19 protein-coding genes and 1 pseudogene are annotated in these 17,783 nt (G+C 65.2%); 10 read left to right on the plus strand and 10 right to left on the minus strand.

The annotated features are described in order from the left end of the window. Positions 1-15: 15 nt before the first annotated feature. The 5 genes from JKF87_RS11865 to JKF87_RS11885 all read left to right on the plus strand — a co-directional run bounded on the left by JKF87_RS11865 (position 16) and on the right by JKF87_RS11885 (position 6,429). Positions 16-594, plus strand: coding sequence for an isochorismatase family protein (locus tag JKF87_RS11865; protein ID WP_201100108.1), 579 nt, complete (start codon positions 16-18; stop codon positions 592-594). Beyond that, positions 591-1,424, plus strand: coding sequence for an LD-carboxypeptidase (locus JKF87_RS18595; RefSeq protein ID WP_201100109.1), 834 nt, complete (start codon positions 591-593; stop codon positions 1,422-1,424). Before JKF87_RS11865 ends, JKF87_RS18595 begins: the two co-directional genes overlap by 4 nt. 268 nt (positions 1,425-1,692) lie before the next feature. Next, entirely contained in the window at positions 1,693-3,555 is a 1,863-nt protein-coding gene (gene dnaG / locus JKF87_RS11875; RefSeq protein ID WP_201100110.1) for a DNA primase, read from the plus strand. 74 nt (positions 3,556-3,629) lie between these two features. Then, complete coding sequence (rpoD, locus tag JKF87_RS11880) at positions 3,630-5,573, plus strand: RNA polymerase sigma factor RpoD (protein ID WP_201100111.1); 1,944 nt, start codon at positions 3,630-3,632, stop codon at positions 5,571-5,573. Positions 5,574-5,670: 97 nt separating this feature from the next. Then, on the plus strand, positions 5,671-6,429 hold the full coding sequence (locus JKF87_RS11885; RefSeq protein WP_201100112.1) for an extensin-like domain-containing protein: 759 nt from the start codon (positions 5,671-5,673) through the stop codon (positions 6,427-6,429). A gap of 3 nt (positions 6,430-6,432) precedes the next feature. Here the strand turns inward: JKF87_RS11885 and JKF87_RS11890 are convergent, their stop codons facing one another. The 5 genes and pseudogenes from JKF87_RS11890 to JKF87_RS11905 form a co-directional block, all read right to left on the minus strand. Continuing rightward, entirely contained in the window at positions 6,433-6,780 is a 348-nt protein-coding gene (locus JKF87_RS11890) for a DUF1428 domain-containing protein (RefSeq protein WP_201100113.1), read from the minus strand. A 29-nt stretch (positions 6,781-6,809) separates the two neighbouring features. Beyond that, positions 6,810-7,037, minus strand: a complete 228-nt coding sequence (locus JKF87_RS18330) for an SRPBCC domain-containing protein (RefSeq protein ID WP_236261349.1) — start codon at positions 7,035-7,037, stop codon at positions 6,810-6,812. A gap of 61 nt (positions 7,038-7,098) precedes the next feature. After that, a pseudogene (locus JKF87_RS18335) lies at positions 7,099-7,272 on the minus strand (ATPase); the annotation flags it as partial. 3 nt (positions 7,273-7,275) lie between these two features. Next, the gene (locus JKF87_RS11900; RefSeq protein WP_201100114.1) at positions 7,276-7,776 is read right to left on the minus strand and encodes a VOC family protein; all 501 of its coding nucleotides are present in this window, start codon (positions 7,774-7,776) and stop codon (positions 7,276-7,278) included. A 36-nt stretch (positions 7,777-7,812) separates the two neighbouring features. Continuing rightward, positions 7,813-8,247: a VOC family protein gene (locus JKF87_RS11905; protein WP_236261350.1), complete on the minus strand. Its 435-nt coding sequence runs from the start codon at positions 8,245-8,247 to the stop codon at positions 7,813-7,815. A 68-nt stretch (positions 8,248-8,315) separates the two neighbouring features. Here JKF87_RS11905 and JKF87_RS11910 point away from each other — a divergent pair, with 68 nt between their 5' ends. Then, a complete protein-coding gene (locus tag JKF87_RS11910; protein ID WP_201100116.1) occupies positions 8,316-8,999 on the plus strand; it encodes a winged helix-turn-helix transcriptional regulator in 684 nt (227 codons plus the stop codon). Between the two features lie 9 nt (positions 9,000-9,008). Here JKF87_RS11910 and bioB read toward each other — a convergent pair whose 3' ends face one another. The 3 genes from bioB to JKF87_RS11925 form a co-directional block, all read right to left on the minus strand. Beyond that, positions 9,009-9,986: a biotin synthase BioB gene (gene bioB / locus JKF87_RS11915; protein WP_201100197.1), complete on the minus strand. Its 978-nt coding sequence runs from the start codon at positions 9,984-9,986 to the stop codon at positions 9,009-9,011. Between the two features lie 128 nt (positions 9,987-10,114). Further along, on the minus strand, positions 10,115-10,927 hold the full coding sequence (locus JKF87_RS11920; protein ID WP_201100117.1) for a glycoside hydrolase family 16 protein: 813 nt from the start codon (positions 10,925-10,927) through the stop codon (positions 10,115-10,117). Positions 10,928-11,028: 101 nt separating this feature from the next. Next, positions 11,029-11,238, minus strand: coding sequence for a flagellar basal body rod C-terminal domain-containing protein (locus tag JKF87_RS11925; RefSeq protein WP_201100118.1), 210 nt, complete (start codon positions 11,236-11,238; stop codon positions 11,029-11,031). Between the two features lie 219 nt (positions 11,239-11,457). Between JKF87_RS11925 and JKF87_RS11930 the strand changes: the two genes are divergently transcribed. The 3 genes from JKF87_RS11930 (at position 11,458) to JKF87_RS11940 (ending at position 14,749) form a co-directional block, all read left to right on the plus strand. Beyond that, on the plus strand, positions 11,458-13,341 hold the full coding sequence (locus JKF87_RS11930; RefSeq protein ID WP_201100119.1) for a DEAD/DEAH box helicase: 1,884 nt from the start codon (positions 11,458-11,460) through the stop codon (positions 13,339-13,341). Between the two features lie 75 nt (positions 13,342-13,416). Further along, positions 13,417-13,740 carry an Mpo1-like protein gene (locus JKF87_RS11935; protein ID WP_201100120.1) on the plus strand — a complete coding sequence of 108 codons (324 nt, stop codon included), beginning with the start codon at positions 13,417-13,419 and terminating at the stop codon, positions 13,738-13,740. 91 nt (positions 13,741-13,831) lie between these two features. Beyond that, entirely contained in the window at positions 13,832-14,749 is a 918-nt protein-coding gene (locus JKF87_RS11940) for a hypothetical protein (protein WP_201100121.1), read from the plus strand. An 81-nt stretch (positions 14,750-14,830) separates the two neighbouring features. Here JKF87_RS11940 and JKF87_RS11945 read toward each other — a convergent pair whose 3' ends face one another. Together JKF87_RS11945 and dusA are read right to left on the minus strand one after the other, a co-directional pair. Continuing rightward, positions 14,831-15,331, minus strand: a complete 501-nt coding sequence (locus tag JKF87_RS11945) for a 3D domain-containing protein (protein WP_307417954.1) — start codon at positions 15,329-15,331, stop codon at positions 14,831-14,833. A gap of 221 nt (positions 15,332-15,552) precedes the next feature. Next, positions 15,553-16,569 (minus strand): tRNA dihydrouridine(20/20a) synthase DusA, encoded by a 1,017-nt coding sequence (gene dusA, locus JKF87_RS11950; protein WP_201100123.1) that lies wholly within the window; start codon positions 16,567-16,569, stop codon positions 15,553-15,555. A 113-nt stretch (positions 16,570-16,682) separates the two neighbouring features. Between dusA and JKF87_RS11955 the strand changes: the two genes are divergently transcribed. After that, the gene (locus tag JKF87_RS11955; RefSeq protein ID WP_201100124.1) at positions 16,683-17,744 is read left to right on the plus strand and encodes a site-specific integrase; all 1,062 of its coding nucleotides are present in this window, start codon (positions 16,683-16,685) and stop codon (positions 17,742-17,744) included. Positions 17,745-17,783 lie beyond the last annotated feature (39 nt).

A 17,783-nucleotide genomic window follows, 5' to 3' on the forward strand; every position in this document is an offset into this window, starting at 1 on the left:
CCGTCAGGAGATGTCGTGGCCCTGGAACTCGATCCCCGCAAGACCGCATTGGTGATGATCGATCTGCAAAAGGGAATTCTGGGTGCGCCGCGAGCGCCCCATTCGGTCGAAGACGTACTGTCCCGCAACATCACCATCGCCCGCGCGCTGAAGGCCGCAGGCGGCCTGATTGTGCCGGTGCGGGTGGATTTCGGTCCAGGCGGATCGCTGGCGCCCAAGGGCCTGATCGACGCGGAGGCGCTGCCTGCCTTGCCCGATGATTTCGCCGAACTTCGTCCCGAGGTGCTGGCGCTGAAGCCTGATCTGATCGTGACCAAGCGCCAGTGGGGCGCCTTCCACGGCACGGAGCTGGATCTGGCCCTGCGTCGGCATGGGATCACGACCGTGCTGCTGACCGGCGTGGCCACCAACTTCGGCGTCGAGTCCACCGCGCGCGAGGGCTGGTCGCTGGATTACAATATGGTGGTGGTCGAGGATGCGTGCAGCACCTTCTCGGCCGAGTGGCACGGCTTTTCGGTCACGGCGATCCTGCCGCGCGTCTCGCGCCTGCGTTCCACCGCCGAGGTCCTGGCCGCGCTGGAGACGGCTGCGTGAGCACGGGGTTCAAGATTGGCGTCGTCTGCGCCAGTTCGCGCTTTGCGCCTGAGCGGGCCGAGGCGATCAAGGCCTGGATGGCCGAGCATTACCCCGACGGCGAGGTGGCGGTGGTCTTCCATCCCGCCTGCTTCCTGAAGCACGGCCATTTCGCAGGCGACGACCGGGCGCGCGCCGACGCCTTCGTCGAATACGCCAATGATCCCCGCATCGACGCCGTCTGGTTTGCGCGCGGCGGCTATGGCTCGTGCCGAATCGCCGAAGCCGTCATTCCGCGCCTGAACGATGTGGCGCGCGGCAAACGCTATCTCGGCTATTCCGACGCGGGCAGCCTGCTGGCGGGCATGTACAAGGCCGGGTTCAAGCATCTGGCGCACGGGCCGATGGCTTCGGATTCCGTGCGGCATGACGAAACGGCTGAAGGCGCCATCGCCTGGCTGACGACGGGCCGCAGCGACTGGATCGAACCGTCGCTGGCCGCGGATCCGCGACCCGCCGTCGCCTTCAACCTGACCATTATCGACCAGTTGCTGGGCACGGTCCTGGAGCCGGATCTTAGCGGTCATGTTCTGATGCTGGAGGAGGTCGCCGAGGCCGCCTACCGCGTCGACCGGATGATGTTTCATTTGACGGGGCAGGACAGCATCAAACGGGTGGCCGGAATTCGCCTGGGACGGGTATCTGAAATCCCGGAAAATGATCCCGATTTTGGTCTGACCCCGGAAGAAATCGTTCGTTACTGGTGCGTGAGAACGGGAATAGAATACCTGGGATCAGCCGACATCGGGCATGACGGCGCCAACAAGATCGTTCCTTTCGGCCCTCGTTGAGTCAAACCGTGCGCGGCGCAAAAGACACAGTCTCGCCTTGATCGTTACGGTTAAGCTTGCACTCCTCTCGACAGCCGCGCGGTCTCAACGTCAGATGGGGGTCCGCGAGGCGTTAGGACTTCGTTAAGCCAAGGCGTTGGGGGACGCTGCGGCTTACGCCTTCTGCGATGCGGCGGTTCATCTGGAATTCGGGGGATGCCTGGATGAACCGCCTGATCGTCCCTTGTCTCCATCGACGTGAAGGGCCTGAGGGCCTAAGGATCGCGCGGTGCGTTTCGACGAAAGATTTATTGACGAACTGAAGGCCCGCCTTCGACCGTCCGACGTGATCGGGCGGACGGTGAAGCTGAAACGTCAGGGCCGCGAATATGTCGGCCTGTCGCCCTTCTCGAAGGAGAAGTCGCCGTCCTTCTTCGTCAACGACGACAAGGGTTTCTTCCACGACTTCTCGTCCGGCAAGCACGGCGACATCATCAGTTTCCTGCAGGAGACGGAGCGGCTGAGCTTTGTCGAGGCGGTGCAGCGGCTGGCGGGCGAGGCGGGGATGCAGTTGCCGGCCGAAGACCCCAAGGAGGCCGAGCGCGAGCAGAAACGGCAGGGCCTGTCCGACTGGATGGACCTGGCCCAGAAATGGTTCGCCGCGAACCTGCGCCGCACGCCGGGCAAGGCGGCGCGCGAATATCTGGAAAAGCGCGGCCTGCCGGAGGATCAATGGGAGCGGTTCGGTCTGGGCTATGCGCCCAATGACCGCGAGGGGCTGAAACAGGCGTTGATCCAGCGCGGCGCGCGGCCTGCTGAACTGGTCGAGGCGGGGCTGCTGATCTCGCCCGAAAGCGGCGGCCAACCCTATGACCGGTTCCGCGACCGCCTGATGTTCCCGATCCTGGATGCGCGCGGGCGGATCGTCAGCTTCGGCGGGCGGGCCATGAACCCTGACGACCGGGCCAAATATCTGAACGGCCCGGAAAGCCCGCTGTTTCACAAGGGGGCCACGCTCTACGGCCTGCCGGAAGCGCGGCGGATACTGGGGGCTGAAAGCCGCAACGATCAGGCCATCATCGTGGTCGAAGGCTATATGGACGTCATCGCCTGCCAGCGCGCGGGCCTGCCGGCCGTGGCGCCGATGGGCACGGCCCTGACCGAGGAACAGATGGAGCGGCTGTGGCGCGTGTCGCATGAGCCGGTTCTGTGTTTCGACGGCGATGCGGCGGGCCTGCGCGCCGCCTATCGCGCCATCGAACGCTCGCTGCCGCTGCTGAAGGCCGGGCGGTCTTTCCGGTTCTCGCTGCTGGGGGCCGGGCAAGACCCTGACGACATTCTGCGCGACAAGGGCGCGCCTGCGTTGCGGCAGGCTTTGGCCGAGACGCATGGGTTCGCCGAGGTGCTGTTCCGCCGCGAACAGGAGTTGGAGCCGCTGGACACGCCCGAGCGCAAGGCCGGGTTCAAGGCGCGGCTGCGCAACACCGCCTCGGCCATTCAGGACAAGGATCTGGCCGAACAGTACAGGCGCGATCTGTTCGAGCGGTTCGACGCCCTGTTCCCCCGCACGCCGCAACGCGCGCCCTGGACGCCGGGGCAGGGCAAGGGGCGTTTCGGCGGGCCGCCGCCCAAGTTGGGCCAGACGGCGGAGGGGGCGCAGGCGATGCAGTCCCTGTTCCGCGCCATAGAGCCGGTGCCCGCCGCCCTGGCCCACGGCGCCATCGATGATCCTGAGCGGATGGACGACCATCTGGAGGAGATCGCGGCGCACGGATTCGGCGACAAGGGGCTGGATGGACTGGCTCAGGAACTGGTTCGTCTGCGTCTGTCGGGTCAGAGCCTTGACTCTGCCGCCCTGCGACGCCATCTGGCGCAATCGGGTCATGATGCCTTAGTGCGCGAGGTCGAGAAGGCGGCGGCAAAGTCCGGCGCGCCATTCCTGGCCGCAAATGCGCCCCTCGCCGAGGCAAGGGTCCGATGGTCGCAGGCGTTCGACGCTTCAACCCGCGTAGCGGCGTTGGAGGACGCCTTGTCCCAGGCGCGCAATGTGCCTGGGCAGGATGAAGCTTTCCGTCGGCTGAAGGCCGAGCGGGATGCGCTTCGCCGTGCGATCAAAGCCGGAACGATTTGGGAAGACAGCGCGGGCGCGTAACCTTACGGCTCGCCAGGCATTATATTTTTCGTCGGGGCGGATTGATCACCCCCTCGGCTGGAGACTGACTGAATATGAACGCACAGACCGAGACGCAGGACGCCGAGGTTTCGACCGACGGCCCCCTGCTCGATCTGACCGACGCCGGCGTCAAGAAGTTCATCAAGCAGGCGAAAGCCCGCGGCTATGTGACGATGGAGGAGCTGAACAAGGTTCTTCCGTCCGAAGAGGTGACCCCCGACGCGATCGAGGACACCCTGGCCATGCTGTCGGAGATGGGCGTCAACGTCGTCGAGGCCGAAGAGGACGCGCAGGAGCAGCAGTCCACCGACGTCGCCGCCGCCGCCTCCACCGGCGTTGCCGAGGCGCCCGCCAAGGCCGCCTATGACCGCACCGATGACCCGGTGCGCATGTACCTGCGCGAAATGGGCTCGGTCGAACTGCTGAGCCGTGAGGGCGAAATCGCCATCGCCAAGCGGATCGAAGCCGGTCGCGATGCGATGATCTCGGGCCTGTGCGAAAGCGCCCTGACGTTCGAAGCCATCATGGTGTGGCGCGACGAGCTTGAGAACAACCGCATCCTGCTGCGCGAGGTCATCGACCTTGACGCCACCTACGGCGTTCTGAACCCGTCCTCCCTGCCGGGCGCCGCCCAGCCGGAGAGCGAAGAGGAAGACGCCGAGGACAAGCCGGCGGCTGAAGAAAAGCCTGAGTCCGACGACGACGACGACGATGATTTCGACGACGGCGGCGGCATGTCCATCTCGGCTTTGGAAGCCGAGCTGCGCGACGGCGTGATGGAGGTGCTGAACCTCATCGCCGCCGACTTCGGCGAGTTCCGCGGCCTGCAGGACAAGCTGGTTCAGACCCGCCTGAAGGGCGAGGTTCTGAGCGCCAAGGACGAGAAGGCCTATCGGGCGCTGACGCTGTCCATCTCGGACCGTCTGAAGACGATGAAGCTGAACAACAACCGCATCGAGGCGCTGGTCGAGCAGCTTTATGCGATCAACAAGCGCCTGATCGGTCTGGAAGGCCGTCTGCTGCGCCTGGCCGACAGCTACGGCATTTCGCGCCCCGAATTCCTGAAGGCCTATTTCGGCGCCGAACTGGACCCGACCTGGACCGAGCGGATCAAGGAACAGGGCGTGCGCTGGACCAAGTTCAGCGAGAACGAAGCCAGCCAGATCGCCACCATCCGCAACGATGTTGCGGCTGTTGCGCTGGAAGCCGGTCTGCCGATCGACGACTATCGCCGCATCGTCCAGACGGTGCAGAAGGGCGAACGCGAAGCCCGCCAGGCCAAGAAGGAAATGGTCGAGGCCAACCTGCGCCTGGTGATCTCCATCGCCAAGAAATACACCAACCGCGGCCTGCAGTTCCTGGACCTGATCCAGGAGGGCAACATCGGTCTGATGAAGGCGGTCGACAAGTTCGAGTACCGTCGCGGCTACAAGTTCTCGACCTACGCCACCTGGTGGATTCGTCAGGCGATCACCCGCTCGATCGCCGACCAGGCGCGCACCATCCGCATCCCGGTGCACATGATCGAGACGATCAACAAGATCGTCCGCACGTCGCGCCAGATGCTGCACGAGATCGGCCGCGAGCCGACGCCGGAAGAGCTGGCTGAAAAGCTGGCCATGCCGCTGGAAAAGGTGCGCAAGGTCCTGAAGATCGCCAAGGAGCCGATCTCGCTGGAAACGCCGATCGGCGACGAAGAAGACAGCCACCTGGGCGACTTCATCGAGGACAAGAACGCCGTCCTGCCGATCGACGCCGCCATCCAGTCGAACCTGCGCGAAACCACGACGCGGGTTCTGGCGTCGCTGACGCCGCGTGAGGAACGCGTCCTGCGGATGCGTTTCGGCATCGGCATGAACACCGACCATACGCTGGAGGAAGTCGGCCAGCAGTTCTCGGTGACGCGCGAGCGGATCCGTCAGATCGAGGCCAAGGCGCTGCGCAAGCTGAAGCACCCGTCGCGGTCACGCAAACTGCGGTCCTTCCTGGACAGCTGAAGATGATAAGGGGCGGCTCCGACGGAGCCGCCCTTTTTCTATGGGTGCGGCCGGGCGCCGCCCTTTCGCCGCCACGGAATCAGTTAGGCTGGCGTCCATGATCCAGGCCGTCCGTTCCCATTGGCCGCGAGCGGCGCTGCTCGTGGCGCTGGCCGTCTTGACCGGCTGCGGACGCGCTGCGCCGCCGCCGACCACCCCCTATCCGGGCCGTCCCAGCCGCTATGAGGCGCCTCTGGTCGGCGCCCTGATCGACCAGCGCGTCACCGACCAGACCCGCGCAGCCGTGATCCGCGAGGGCGCCAGCTATGGCCAGTGTCTGGCGCAACTCAGCGCCTCGCGTGTGACCTTCAGCCCCGTGCCGAACCGCACCAACTCGGCCGTCTGCGGCCTAAAGGAGGGCGGGGTGCTGGGGCCGGACATGGGCACGGTGGCGCGCATGGCGCCCGGCGATGTGGAGATGACGTGCCAGACGGCACTGGCGCTCAGCATCTGGCGGCGTCAGGTGCTGGAGCCTGCGGCGCGCGAAATCATGGGCTCCGACGTCGTGCAGATCGACCATTTCGGCGCCTACGCCTGTCGCAATGTGAATAATGGCGGCGTCAGCAACCGCGTCAGCGCCCATGCCCAGGCGGCGGCGTTCGACTTCTCAGGCGTGCGCCTGCGCGACGGCCGCCGCATCACTGTTCTGGCCGACTGGAACGGGAATGGGCCGGGCGGGGCTGCAGGCGGGCGGTTCATGCGCCGCATTCGGGACGACGCCTGCCGCATCTTCGGCACGACGCTGAGCCCGGATTACAACGCCGTCCACCGCGACCACCTGCATCTGGAGGCGACCAACACCCAGTTCTGCCGCTGAGGATCAGCCGTCGATCAGGGTTTCGAACCCGCCGAAGATCATCCGCTTGCCGTCAAAGGGCATTTCCGCACCGGCTAAGCGCTCGTCCTGCATCATCTTCTCCCAGGCGGCGTCGCGGGTCGCCTTGTCGGGCCAGGTGATCCAGCCGACGGCGACGGTTTCGCCGTCCTTCAGCGCCACGGCGCGGCGGAAGTCGGTCTGTTTGCCTTCCGGCACGTCCTCGCCCCAGGTCTCGGTGACCTTCAGGGCCCCGTGCTCCTTGAAGACGACGGTGCTGGTGCGCGAATGCTCCAGATAGGCGGCCTTGTTCTCGGTCGGCACGGCGATGACGGTGATGTCGAGGAAGCTCATGGTCGTTTCCTTCTCCAGTGCGGGATCGTTCAGCGATCCGCTTGTTCGGCCAGTTCGGCCAGTTGATCGGCGACTGCGCCCCAGCCCTGGACGAAGCCCATGGCCTTGTGCGTCTCCATCGCCTTTTCCTCCCAATGACGGGCGATGGAGGTGTAGCGCGTGCCGCCCGCTTCGGCCTCGAAGGTGTCGATGCGGACGAAGTTCAGGTCGCCCGCCTGCGGAACCCAGCCCTCGGTCATGGCGCCGGTCGACACCATTTTTTCGTGCCGGTTCGATCTCCAGGAAGACCCCGGAATAGGGATGGCGTTCACCCTCGGGCGACTGCAGGACGATATTGGCCCGCCCGCCGACCCGCAGGTCCCAGTCAACCACCGGCGTGGTCCAGGGGCGGGGACAGAACCATTCGCCGGTCTGCTCCACATAGACTTTCCAGACCGTCTCGGGTGAGGCCTTGATCAGGCGGCTGACGCTGAGTTCGTAGAGTTCGGACATGGATCAGGCTTTCGACTGTGCGGCGTCGGCGGCGGCGTTCAGGGCGGCGATGTCGATCTTCTTCATCGTCATCATGGCCTCGAAGGCGGCGCGGGTGCGGGCGGGGTCTGGGTCGTCATAGAAGGCCAGAAGGCGGCGTGGGGTGATCTGCCAGTTGAGGCCCCAGCGGTCCTTGCACCAGCCGCAGTCGCTTTCCTTGCCGCCGTTGCCGACGATGGCGTTCCACAGGCGATCGGTCTCGGCCTGGTCTTCGGTCACGATCACGAAGGACACGGCCTCGGTGTGGGGGAAGATCGGACCGCCGTTCAGCCCCAGATAGCGCCGACCCGCCAGAGTGAACTCCACCAGCAGTTCGGCGCCCGCCGGCGCTGATGGATTGTCGGCGGGGCTGTCGACCACGCGGTCGACATGGCTGTCGGGCAGGCCCAGCGACACATAGAACTCCGCCGCCAGCCGCGCCTGCCCCAGGTCGTACCAGAGGCAGGGAATGATCTTGTCGGTCATCGCATCGTCTCCTTATGGTTGCTGCTGGAGGGTGGTTCAGTTCGCGGTTGCCTGGGCGGCGAAGGTCTCTGGTCCGGCGGCGACGGCGGCGGGGTCCATCCACATCGGCTCCCAGATATGGCCGTCCGGGTCGGCGTAGCCGCGACCGTACATGAAGCCGTGATCCTGGATCGGATTGGGGTCGATCAGGCCGCCCGCAGCGCCTGCCTTGGCCACGACGGCGTCGACCGCCTCACGGCTGTCGCACGAGTAGCACAGCGACATCTGGGCCGAGACATGGGCGTCGGGGATTTGGCGGTCGGTGAAGGTGCGCCATTTGTCGTGGGTCAGGATCATGACGTGGATCACGTCCGAAATGACCATGCAGGCGGCGGTGTCGTCGCTGAACATCGGGTTCCTGGTCGCGCCCACCGCTTCGTAGAAGGCAATGGACCGGTTCAGGTCGGCGACGGGCAGGTTGATGAAAATCATCGGAGGCACGGCGTTTCTCCTCTGCTTGGGTTTGCGAAACCTGCGCCCCGAGATTACCATAGTCAACTATGAAGTTAGAAAAGATAACTGCTAAGGCGGGCCGCAGATATCACGACGCCTGTGGGGCGGCCCACGGCCTTGATCTGGTGGGTGAACGCTGGGCGCTGCTTGTGGTTCGCGAGCTGATGATGGGGCCGCGTCGGTTCGGGGATCTGAGGAAGGATCTGCACGGCATATCCGCCAACGTCCTGACCCAGCGGCTGGAAGGGCTGGAGGCGTCGGGCATCGTCCAGCGGCGCAAACTGCCGCCGCCCGCCTCGGTTCAGGTCTATGAACTGACGGACTGGGGCTATGAGATCGAGCCGGTCTTCATGGTGCTGGGGCGCTGGGCGGCGCGGTCGCCGCAACACGACCCGACCCTGCCGATCAGCGCCGTCTCGATCATGCAATCCTTCATGACCATGTTCGACCCGTCCCTGGCGGGCGACGCCGACATGACCCTGGGCTTCGTCTTCGGCGACGAGAGTTTTCGGGTGACGGTGGGCGAGGGCGTCCTGAAGGCGCGGCGTGACGCCGTCGATGACGCCGACGTGGTGGTGACGACGGCTCCCCAGGTCACGGCGGCGGCGGTCTATGGCAAGGCGCCGCTGGCGGTTCTTGAGGCCGAGGGCGCGATGGCGATCAGCGGCGACCGCGCGGTGTTTGAGCGTTATGTCAGCTTCTTCCACCTGCCGGAGAAGGCAGGCGTCTGAACGGCTCGGTCAGCGCGCGGTCGCGCCGACCGGCATGGGCTGAAGATCCAGCAGGGCGAACAGGCGGGCGTCCTCGTCTTCTTCCGGGTTAGGCGTGGTCAAAAGCTTGCCGCCGACGAAGATGGAGTTGGCGCCCGCCAGGAAGCACAGGGCCTGCATCTCCGGGGTCATGGTCTCGCGCCCCGCCGACAGCCGCACCATGGCGCGCGGGCAGACCAGACGGGCGACGGCGACCGTGCGGACGAACTCGATCGGATCAATCTCGCCCGCCTTCAGAACCCGTTCGCCCAGCGGGGTGCCGGTCACCGGGACCAGGGCGTTGACCGGCAGGCTGTCGGGATGGGCGGGCAGGGTGGCCAGGGCGTGCAGCAGGCCCGCGCGGTCGCGTCGCGCCTCGCCCATGCCGACAATGCCGCCGCAGCAGGTGTTCATGCCCGCGTCGCGCACATGCTCCAGCGTGTCCAGCCGGTCCTGATAGGTGCGGGTGGTGACGACCTCGGCGTAATAGTCGGGGCCGGTGTCGAGGTTATGGTTGTAATAGTCCAGACCGGCGTCCTTCAGCTGGCGCGCCTGATCGGCGGTCAGCATGCCCAGGGTGGCGCAGGTCTCAAGGCCCAGGGCCTTCACGCCCGAGATCATCTTCGCCAGGCGCGGCGTGTCGCGGTCCTTCAACTCGCGCCAGGCGGCGCCCATGCAGAAGCGGCTGGCCCCGCCTGCCTTGGCGGCGGCGGCCTCGGCGATGACGACGTCGGCGTCCAGAAGCTTTTCGGCCTTCAGTCCGGTCTTGAAACTGGCCGACTGGGAGCAGTAGCCGCAGTTCTCGGCGCAGCCGCCGGTCTTGATCGACAGAAGCTGCGACTTCTGGATCTGGCTGGGGTCGAACCAGGTCCGGTGGACGGATGCGGCCTCGAACACCAGCTCCATGAAGGGGCGGGCGAACAGGGCCTCGACCTCCTCCAGCGTCCAGTCATGGCGGGGATGCGCCATATCGGGGCGGGCGGTCAGGGTGCGGGACAGATCATCAGCCATGTCCGCAAATTAGCAGCCGTCCAACTTGCCGCAAAGCTGGGACTTGAAGACGTTGTTACCTGAGTGGAAAGGCCCGTGGTACGGATTCAGGGCGTGACGGGCTGGAACGCCCGGACATAATCGACCTCCATGGTCTGGGGCAGGGCGTCGTCGTCAATGCCCTGGGCGCCGCCCCAGTCGCCGCCGACGGCGATGTTCAGGATCAGGCGGAACGGCTTGTCGAACGGCCAGGTTTCCGGTCGCCCCTCGCCGTCGTTGGCGAAGCTGTAATAGGGTTGGTCGTCGATCATGAAGGTCACCGCCTCGGGCCCCCACTGCACCTGGTAGCGATGGAAAGTCTGGCAGGCGTCGTCGATCTGGGCCGCGCCTCCGCGTTCGGTCTTGGCGATGTGGTTATAGGCCTGGGTGTGGACCGTGCTGTGGATCACGCCTGGCGCATGGCCGACATGCTCCATGATGTCGATTTCGCCGCCCAGCGGCCAGCCTGACGGCTGGACCGGCAGCATCCAGATCGCGGGCCATGTGCCGCGTCCGCACGGCAGTTTTGCGCGGACCTCGATCAGGCCGTAGGTCCAGCCGGGAGCGGTGCTGAGCAGGCGGGCGGATGTATAGGCCTGGCCGCCCCAGTCGGGCGCGTCGGACAGGGTTTCACGCCGCGCGGTCAGGATCAGCCTGCCGTTCTCGACCCGCGCATTCTCCAGCCGTTCGACGGCGTAATACTGGGCTTCATTGTTGTGCCAGCCTTCGCGGTTGCGGCTGGCGTCATAGGTCCAACGCGAAGGGTCCGGCAGGCCGTCCTGATCGAACTCGTCCGCCCAGACCAGGACATGGCCCGCGGGCGTCGTCGCCTGTGCGGGCGCGCCAGCCAGCATCACACCCGCAATCAGCCCTGTAATCATCGACGGTCCCTTCAGCGTTCCCCGTCAGGGATAGGACAGGACAGGTCTGGCGCCAAACCGGCGATATGCCGCGCGTTCGCCGGACCGCCGATCCGGTCAGTTCAGGCCAGGATGTCCAGCAGGGCGCCGGTCATGTCATCGGCGGTCTTCAAAGCGGCGGCGTTGGCGCGGAAGGCGATCTTGACCTGTACCTGCTCGACGATTTCTTCGGCCAGATGATCCGGCTGCGTCTGCGCTGTGCGACGCGCGCTGTTCTCGAAACGCGTCTGGGCGTCCAGCATTCCGGCGGCGGCGATGGGCAGGACCCGCATGACGATCCTCCGGGGCGATATCCGGCCAAGGGTGGGTTCAGCGTCATAAGTGCGCTTTTCAGGTCAACATCGCCTGAAGGAACAAGGTGAACGGCGTTTTCCGCCCCGCTTAGGCCTTTATCCGTGTATAGGGCGCTTCTCATTCGCCCGGCCTGAGGTCTGTCCTCGGCCGGGCGCGGTCGTTTCGACGCCCGCCTTGTCCGTTGTCCCAGGTATCCGATGCCCTTTCCCGCCGTCCACCCCGCGCTCGACCGCGCCCTCATCAACAAGGGCTATGCCGAGCCGACCCCCGTTCAGGCCGCCGTTCTGGAAGGCGAGCACGCCGAACGCGACCTGCTGGTCTCGGCCCAGACGGGTTCGGGCAAGACGGTGGCCTTTGGTCTGGCCGCTGCGCCGACCCTGTTGGGCGACAAGCCGATCTTTGGTCCCGGCGGCGCGCCGCTGTGCCTGGCCATCGCCCCGACCCGTGAACTGGCCATGCAGGTCGCGTCCGAGCTTCAGTGGCTGTACGCCGACTCCGGCGCCAAGATCGCCACCTGCGTCGGGGGCATGGATGCGCGTCGTGAGGCGCGCGCTCTGGGCTTTGGCGTCCACATCGTCGTCGGCACGCCGGGCCGCCTGAAGGACCACATCGACCGGGGCAACCTGGACCTGTCGGAACTGAAGGTCGCCGTCCTGGATGAAGCCGACGAGATGCTGGACATGGGCTTCCGCGAGGACCTGGAGTTCATTCTGGACCAGGCCCCGGCCGAACGCCGCACCCTGCTGTTCTCGGCGACCATCGCGCGCGACATCGCGACCCTGGCCAAACGCTATCAGAAGGACGCGGTGCGCATCGACGCCACCGACAAGACGCGCCAGCACGCCGACATCGAATACCGCGCCTATCGCATCGCGCCGAACGAGATCGAACACGCGGTGGTCAACACCCTGCGCTGGTTCGAAGCGCCGCGCGCCATGGTCTTCTGCTCGACGCGCGACAGCGTGCGTCACCTGCAATCCTCGCTGCTGGAGCGCGGTTTCTCGACCGTGTCGCTGTCGGGCGAAATGGGCCAGCGCGAGCGCACCGATGCGCTGCAGTCGCTGCGTGACGGACGTGCCCGCGTCTGCGTCGCCACCGACGTCGCCGCGCGCGGTCTGGACCTGCCGGACCTGGGTCTGGTCATCCACGCCGAACTGCCGATGAATCGCGCAGGCCTGCTGCACCGTTCAGGCCGTACGGGCCGTGCGGGCAAGAAGGGCGTCTCCGTGATGCTGGTCCCGCATTCGCGTCGTCGCAAGGCCGAGCGCCTGATGGACGAGGCCGGCGTCGACGCCGTCTGGTCCGGCGCCCCGACCTTCGACGAAATCCGCAAGGCTGACGAAGGCCGTCTGCTGTCGCCCGAGTTCTTCGAGGCCGACGTCACCGACGAGGACATGATCGTCGCCAAGCGCATGATCGCCGAGCGCACGCCCGACGAGATCGCCGCCGCCCTGGTGCGTCTGCTGCGCAAGGAGCAGCCTGCGCCGGAAGAACTGTCCGATCCGGGCGCTGACCGCGGCCCTGCAAAGCGCGACCGCATGGTCCGCAGCGACGACGGCACGGCGGCTCAGCCCTGGCCGGGCGAACGCCTGGGCGCCGACGACGTGGTCTGGTTCCGCATGGATGTGGGCCGCAACAAGAACGCCGACCCCAAGTGGCTGATCCCGCTGATCTGCCGCGTCGGCGGCATCTCCAAGCCCCAGATCGGCGCCATCCGCACCTTCCCGGAGGAAACCCGCTTCGAAATCGCCAAGACGCACGAAAAGGCGTTCCGCGAGGCCGTCGCCGCTTCCAATGACGAAGTGAAGATCACGCCTTCGGAAGCCCCGACGCCGGGTTCGATGAAGGCCGGTCGTTTCGCTGGCAAGCCGCGTCGCGAAGACGGCGACCGTCCGTTCAAGAAGACCCCTTACAAGCGCGCCGACGGCGGCGAGGGCGACGCCCGCCCGCCGTTCAAGAAGAAGCCCTGGGCCCCCAAGGCGGCTGAGGGCGGCAGGCCTTCCGGCGACAAACCCTTCGCCAAGAAGCCCTTCAAGCCTAAGCCCGGCTTCAAGGGCGGCAAGTCCAAGTCGAACGGTTGATTTTTCAAACCCCTCCTTCGCACACGCGGGGGAGGGGTTCTTGCAACCGGCCGCATACCGGCGCAACCTGACGGCATGTCCAGTCCGTCCGCGCCAGAGGGTCGGTTCGCCTCGTTCGAGGCCTTCTACCCCTATTATATTCACGAGCATTCCAATTGGACCTGCCGCCGCATCCATGTGGTCGGGACAGGCCTGGTGATCGCGGCCTTTGCGGCCTTTCTCGTGACGCGGAACCCGTGGTGGCTGCTGGCCATGCCTCTGGTCGGCTACGGCTTCGCCTGGGTGGGGCATTTCTTCTTCGAGAAGAACCGGCCCGCGACCTTCAAATATCCGCTGTGGAGCTTGATGGGCGATTTCCGACTTTTCTTTGAAACCATAAGCGGAAAGCGCCGTTTCTGACGCCGGCGAACAGCTGTGCTTCGGCCCTGCACGGCGGCGCAAAACAGGATATGGTCGCCTGCGACCTGGGGTCGCAATCGGAGGACCATCTATGAAGACTATCGCCATCGTGACAGCGGCGGCCATGCTGCTGACGCCGGGGGTGAGCCTGGCTCAGAAAAGCGGCGGGCGCCCAGACGCCTCGCTGGAGCCGAACTATGGAACCGTGAACCTGCGGAACGGGTTCACGCCGGACCCATACACCAAGGAAATGCTGGCGGGAGGCTCGGTTCAGGCGTCTTCGGTCAAGTCCGGCTGTGAAGGCCTGGTCAGCGCCGCGCCCGACCTTCAGGTCAACTACCGCGCCGGTTCTTCGGACCTGACGTTCAAACTGACGGCGTCGGAAGACACGACCCTGCTGATCAGCAGCCCGAACGGCCGCTGGTACTGCGACGACGATTCCGGCGGCGATCTCGATCCCCTGATCACGATCAGCAGCCCCACCAGCGGGCGCTACAACGTCTGGGTCGGCACCTATAACGACAGCATGGTTCAATCGACCCTGATGGTCAGCGAACTGGGCGCCGACGCCCTCGTCAGCGGCGGTGAAGATCACAGTGATTCTGACGGTCCGGATGTCGACCTGACGCCCAACTATGGTTCTGTGAACCTGCGCGCAGGCTTCACGCCGGACCCTTACACCAAACAGATCCTGGCGGGCGGCTCCATCCCGGCGGCGCGCGCCAAGTCGGGCTGTGTCGGCAATGTCAGCGCGGCGCCGGACTTCCAGGTCTTTTATGACCGTGCAGGCGATGCCGACCTGACGTTCAAAAATATCTCTGACAGCGACACCACCCTGCTGATCAACACCCCCAACGGCCGCTTCTATTGCGATGACGATTCCGGCGGCGACCTGAACCCCAAGGTGACCATCACCAACCCCCAGAACGGCCGCTATGACATCTGGGTCGGCACCTATGGCGACGACATGATCCAGTCGACGCTGCAGGTCACGGAACTGGACGACTGATCCCGTTCCTCAAGGGCTTGAATTGAAGACGCCGGCGACCCTGCGGTCGCCGGCGTTCTGCATTCTGGAAAGACGCCCGGCTTAGCGCGAAGCGCTTTCCCAGGAGGGCGGGCATCCATCAAACGTGCCAGCATCGGCGATGGTCAGGGTGCGCATGTTCAGGCGCTGGGCCTGGGCCATCGAACCACGACCGTGGCCGGTGAACAGATCGATCTTCTCGCCCTTGATCGCGCCGCCGGTGTCGGAGGCGTACCAGTATCCGTCGTGGATGGAGCCGTCGGCCAGACGCAGGCCCACTGTCTCGCGAATGAACAGCTTGGTGCGGCGCGGAATGATGCGGGGGTCGGTTGCGACCGTGCGCATGGCCACCGGACGGCAACCCAGGGAATCATTGCCCGAAGCCCCGCCGCCGCCTGCGTGATAAAGGCGCGCCGACGCCGTCCAGTCGGGATCGCCGTCCATCAGCTCGGCCTGTTCTTCGTTCAGCGCCAGATCGTCCGGGGACGAAACTGTGGAACCGACGTCGGCTACAGGGGTTTCAACCCTGAACTCATCCGCCGCAACAGCGACATTGTAGGGCACGGGTCCACTCGTAACTGAGGACAGGGCAGCCCAAAACATGGCGAAGGCAGCGGTTGCGCCGATCATACGTCTGGCTCGCGGAGACACTGGCTCCCAACGCTGCCAGCGCGGGTTTTTTCGCGTTAACTTGTGGCCAGAAATGGGCGCAGCCTGGCCGCATGCTCCTTCGTACGCGCCGTTTGGCGCCTAGTCGCTTGATTGCAAAGCGATGTTTTTCGGACTCACGCGGCCTCTGAACGGCGGGATTCCGCCTCACGAACGGCCTCTACGGCCCTGTCCACCACCTCGATCCCGGCGTTTGGCCCGATTGATTCCACCGTCAGGATGCGACGGAAGGCGCGCGCGCCAGGGCGGCCGTGCATCAGGCCCAGCATATGCCGCGCCATGGCGGGCAGGGCGACGCCCTCGGCCAGCCGCGCGATCAGATAGGGCCGATAGCGTTCGATGGCGGCATAGGCGTCCACGTCCTCGACCGCCTCTCCGAATATGCGGCGGTCCGCCTGACCCAGCAGGGCCGGTTCGTGATAGGCGGCGCGGCCCAGCATGACCCCATCCAGTTGCACCCCGTCGGCGTCGTCCAGATGAGCCTCGGCCTCGTCCAGCGAGCCAATCCCGCCATTGATCGAGATGCTGAGATGCGGACGCTCGCGCTTCAGGCGGCGCACCAGCCCATAGTCTAGCGGCGGCACGTCCCGGTTCTCCTTGGGCGACAGCCCCTTCAGCCAGGCCTTTCGGGCATGGACGATGAAGGTGTCGACGCCTGCTGCGGCGCTGGCGTCCACGGTGGCGAACAGGCTGGTTTCCGGGTCTTGGTCGTCGACGCCGATGCGGCATTTGACGGTGGCGGGAATATCAACGGCCTCGATGATGGCCGCCATGCAGTCCGCCACCAGCTCCGGCTCGCGCATCAGACAGGCGCCGAACTTGCCCGACTGCACCCGGTCGGACGGACAGCCGACATTCAGATTGATCTCGTCATAGCCATAGGCCACGCCGATCCGCGCCGCCTCGGCCAGCTGCGCCGGATCGGACCCGCCCAACTGCAGCGCCACCGGATGCTCGACCGCATCAAAACCCAGCAGCCGATCCCGATCCCCGTGCACCACCGCCGGCGCCGTCACCATCTCAGTATAAAGCAACGCCCGCGACGACAGCGCCCGATGAAACGCCCGACAGTGCCTGTCGGTCCAGTCCATCATCGGGGCCACGGCCAATCTACGTGCTTGATTTATCGACATTTTTTCAGTAATATCAAAACGTTGGTTGGTGACGTGTGCACTCGATTTTTCGCCGTGTTGCGACGTTTTTTCCGGCTTTTCGACATCTCAGTGCACACAGAGCGCACACGAAAATGGCGACATATTCGAAACTCCCGTCCGGAACTTGGCGGGTCCAGGTCAGACGGAAAGGCCGCTATATAAGCGAGACCTTCCTCAAACGCGATGATGCGCGCCGCTGGGCCACCGAGACCGAGGGCCGGATCGATCGTGGTGAGGTTCCGACGCCTGAGCGCGCTGCGCGTCTTCGCACCTTCGGCGAGCTTATCGATCTGCACATCGACGACATGAAATCGGTCGGTAAGGCGCCGCGGCGATCGAAAGCCGCGACGCTGAGAATGCTCAAGGCGCGTCTCGGGCGGAAGAAGCTCGGTCAACTTGATCGGCAGCTATTCATCGACTTCGGCAAAGAGCGTGCGAAGGAGGGGGCTGGGCCGATGACTTTGAGCATCGACATCGGCGCCATCAAGCTGGTCATCACACACGCGATCGCAGTCCACGGACTGACAATCTCCGCCGAACCGGTGAACATGGCTCGTCTGGCGCTCAAACGCCTTGGACTTGTCGGCAAAGGCGTCGAGCGCGATCGGAGACCGACTGAGGAAGAGCTGCAGAAGCTCATTGGTCACTTCGAAGGCAATCCACGCCAAATCATTCCGATGGCAAGAGTCATCCGTTTCGCAATCGCCACAGCCATGCGGCAGGAGGAGATTTTCCGGGTCGTGTGGTCAGACTACGCGGCGCGGACGAAGATGCTGACGATCCGGGATCGCAAAGACCCACGCGAAAAGGCCGGCAATGATCAGAAAATCCCGCTTCTGAAGGTGTCAGGCTATGACCCGGTTGCCTTGATAGAGGAGCAGGGGCCGCCTCGGTCGAACCGGGACCTGCGTATTTTTCCGTTCAACCATCGATCGGCCGGCACTGCGTTCACCCGCGCCTGCAAAGATCTTGGGATCGAGGATCTTCACTTTCACGACCTGCGACATGAGGGGACGAGCCGGCTGTTTGAGGCGGGTTTCCAAATCCCGCAGGTGGCGTTGGTGACCGGCCACAAGGACTGGAAGATGCTCCGTCGCTACACGCACCTTAAGCCGGAGTCGCTGCATATGGTTGCGGCCACGCTGGCTGCCTGACCCGATTATCGGCTTTGACTCTTCTAGGACCTCGGATTG

It is taken from the genome of Brevundimonas nasdae (assembly GCF_016654005.1).
Taxonomy (GTDB): domain Bacteria; phylum Pseudomonadota; class Alphaproteobacteria; order Caulobacterales; family Caulobacteraceae; genus Brevundimonas; species Brevundimonas nasdae.

Coding starts and splice junctions, on each gene's coding strand:
- rpoD (WP_201100111.1), top strand. CDS start 3,630: ATGAACGCACAGACCGAGACGCAGGACGCCGAGGTTTCGACCGACGGC.
- JKF87_RS11885 (WP_201100112.1), top strand. CDS start 5,671: ATGATCCAGGCCGTCCGTTCCCATTGGCCGCGAGCGGCGCTGCTCGTG.
- JKF87_RS11890 (WP_201100113.1), bottom strand. CDS start 6,780: ATGAGCTTCCTCGACATCACCGTCATCGCCGTGCCGACCGAGAACAAG.
- JKF87_RS18330 (WP_236261349.1), bottom strand. CDS start 7,037: ATGGTGTCGACCGGCGCCATGACCGAGGGCTGGGTTCCGCAGGCGGGC.
- JKF87_RS11900 (WP_201100114.1), bottom strand. CDS start 7,776: ATGACCGACAAGATCATTCCCTGCCTCTGGTACGACCTGGGGCAGGCG.
- JKF87_RS11905 (WP_236261350.1), bottom strand. CDS start 8,247: ATGATTTTCATCAACCTGCCCGTCGCCGACCTGAACCGGTCCATTGCC.
- JKF87_RS11910 (WP_201100116.1), top strand. CDS start 8,316: ATGAAGTTAGAAAAGATAACTGCTAAGGCGGGCCGCAGATATCACGAC.
- bioB (WP_201100197.1), bottom strand. CDS start 9,986: ATGGCGCATCCCCGCCATGACTGGACGCTGGAGGAGGTCGAGGCCCTG.
- JKF87_RS11920 (WP_201100117.1), bottom strand. CDS start 10,927: ATGATTACAGGGCTGATTGCGGGTGTGATGCTGGCTGGCGCGCCCGCA.
- JKF87_RS11925 (WP_201100118.1), bottom strand. CDS start 11,238: ATGCGGGTCCTGCCCATCGCCGCCGCCGGAATGCTGGACGCCCAGACG.
- JKF87_RS11930 (WP_201100119.1), top strand. CDS start 11,458: ATGCCCTTTCCCGCCGTCCACCCCGCGCTCGACCGCGCCCTCATCAAC.
- JKF87_RS11935 (WP_201100120.1), top strand. CDS start 13,417: ATGTCCAGTCCGTCCGCGCCAGAGGGTCGGTTCGCCTCGTTCGAGGCC.
- JKF87_RS11940 (WP_201100121.1), top strand. CDS start 13,832: ATGAAGACTATCGCCATCGTGACAGCGGCGGCCATGCTGCTGACGCCG.
- dusA (WP_201100123.1), bottom strand. CDS start 16,569: ATGTCGATAAATCAAGCACGTAGATTGGCCGTGGCCCCGATGATGGAC.
- JKF87_RS11955 (WP_201100124.1), top strand. CDS start 16,683: ATGGCGACATATTCGAAACTCCCGTCCGGAACTTGGCGGGTCCAGGTC.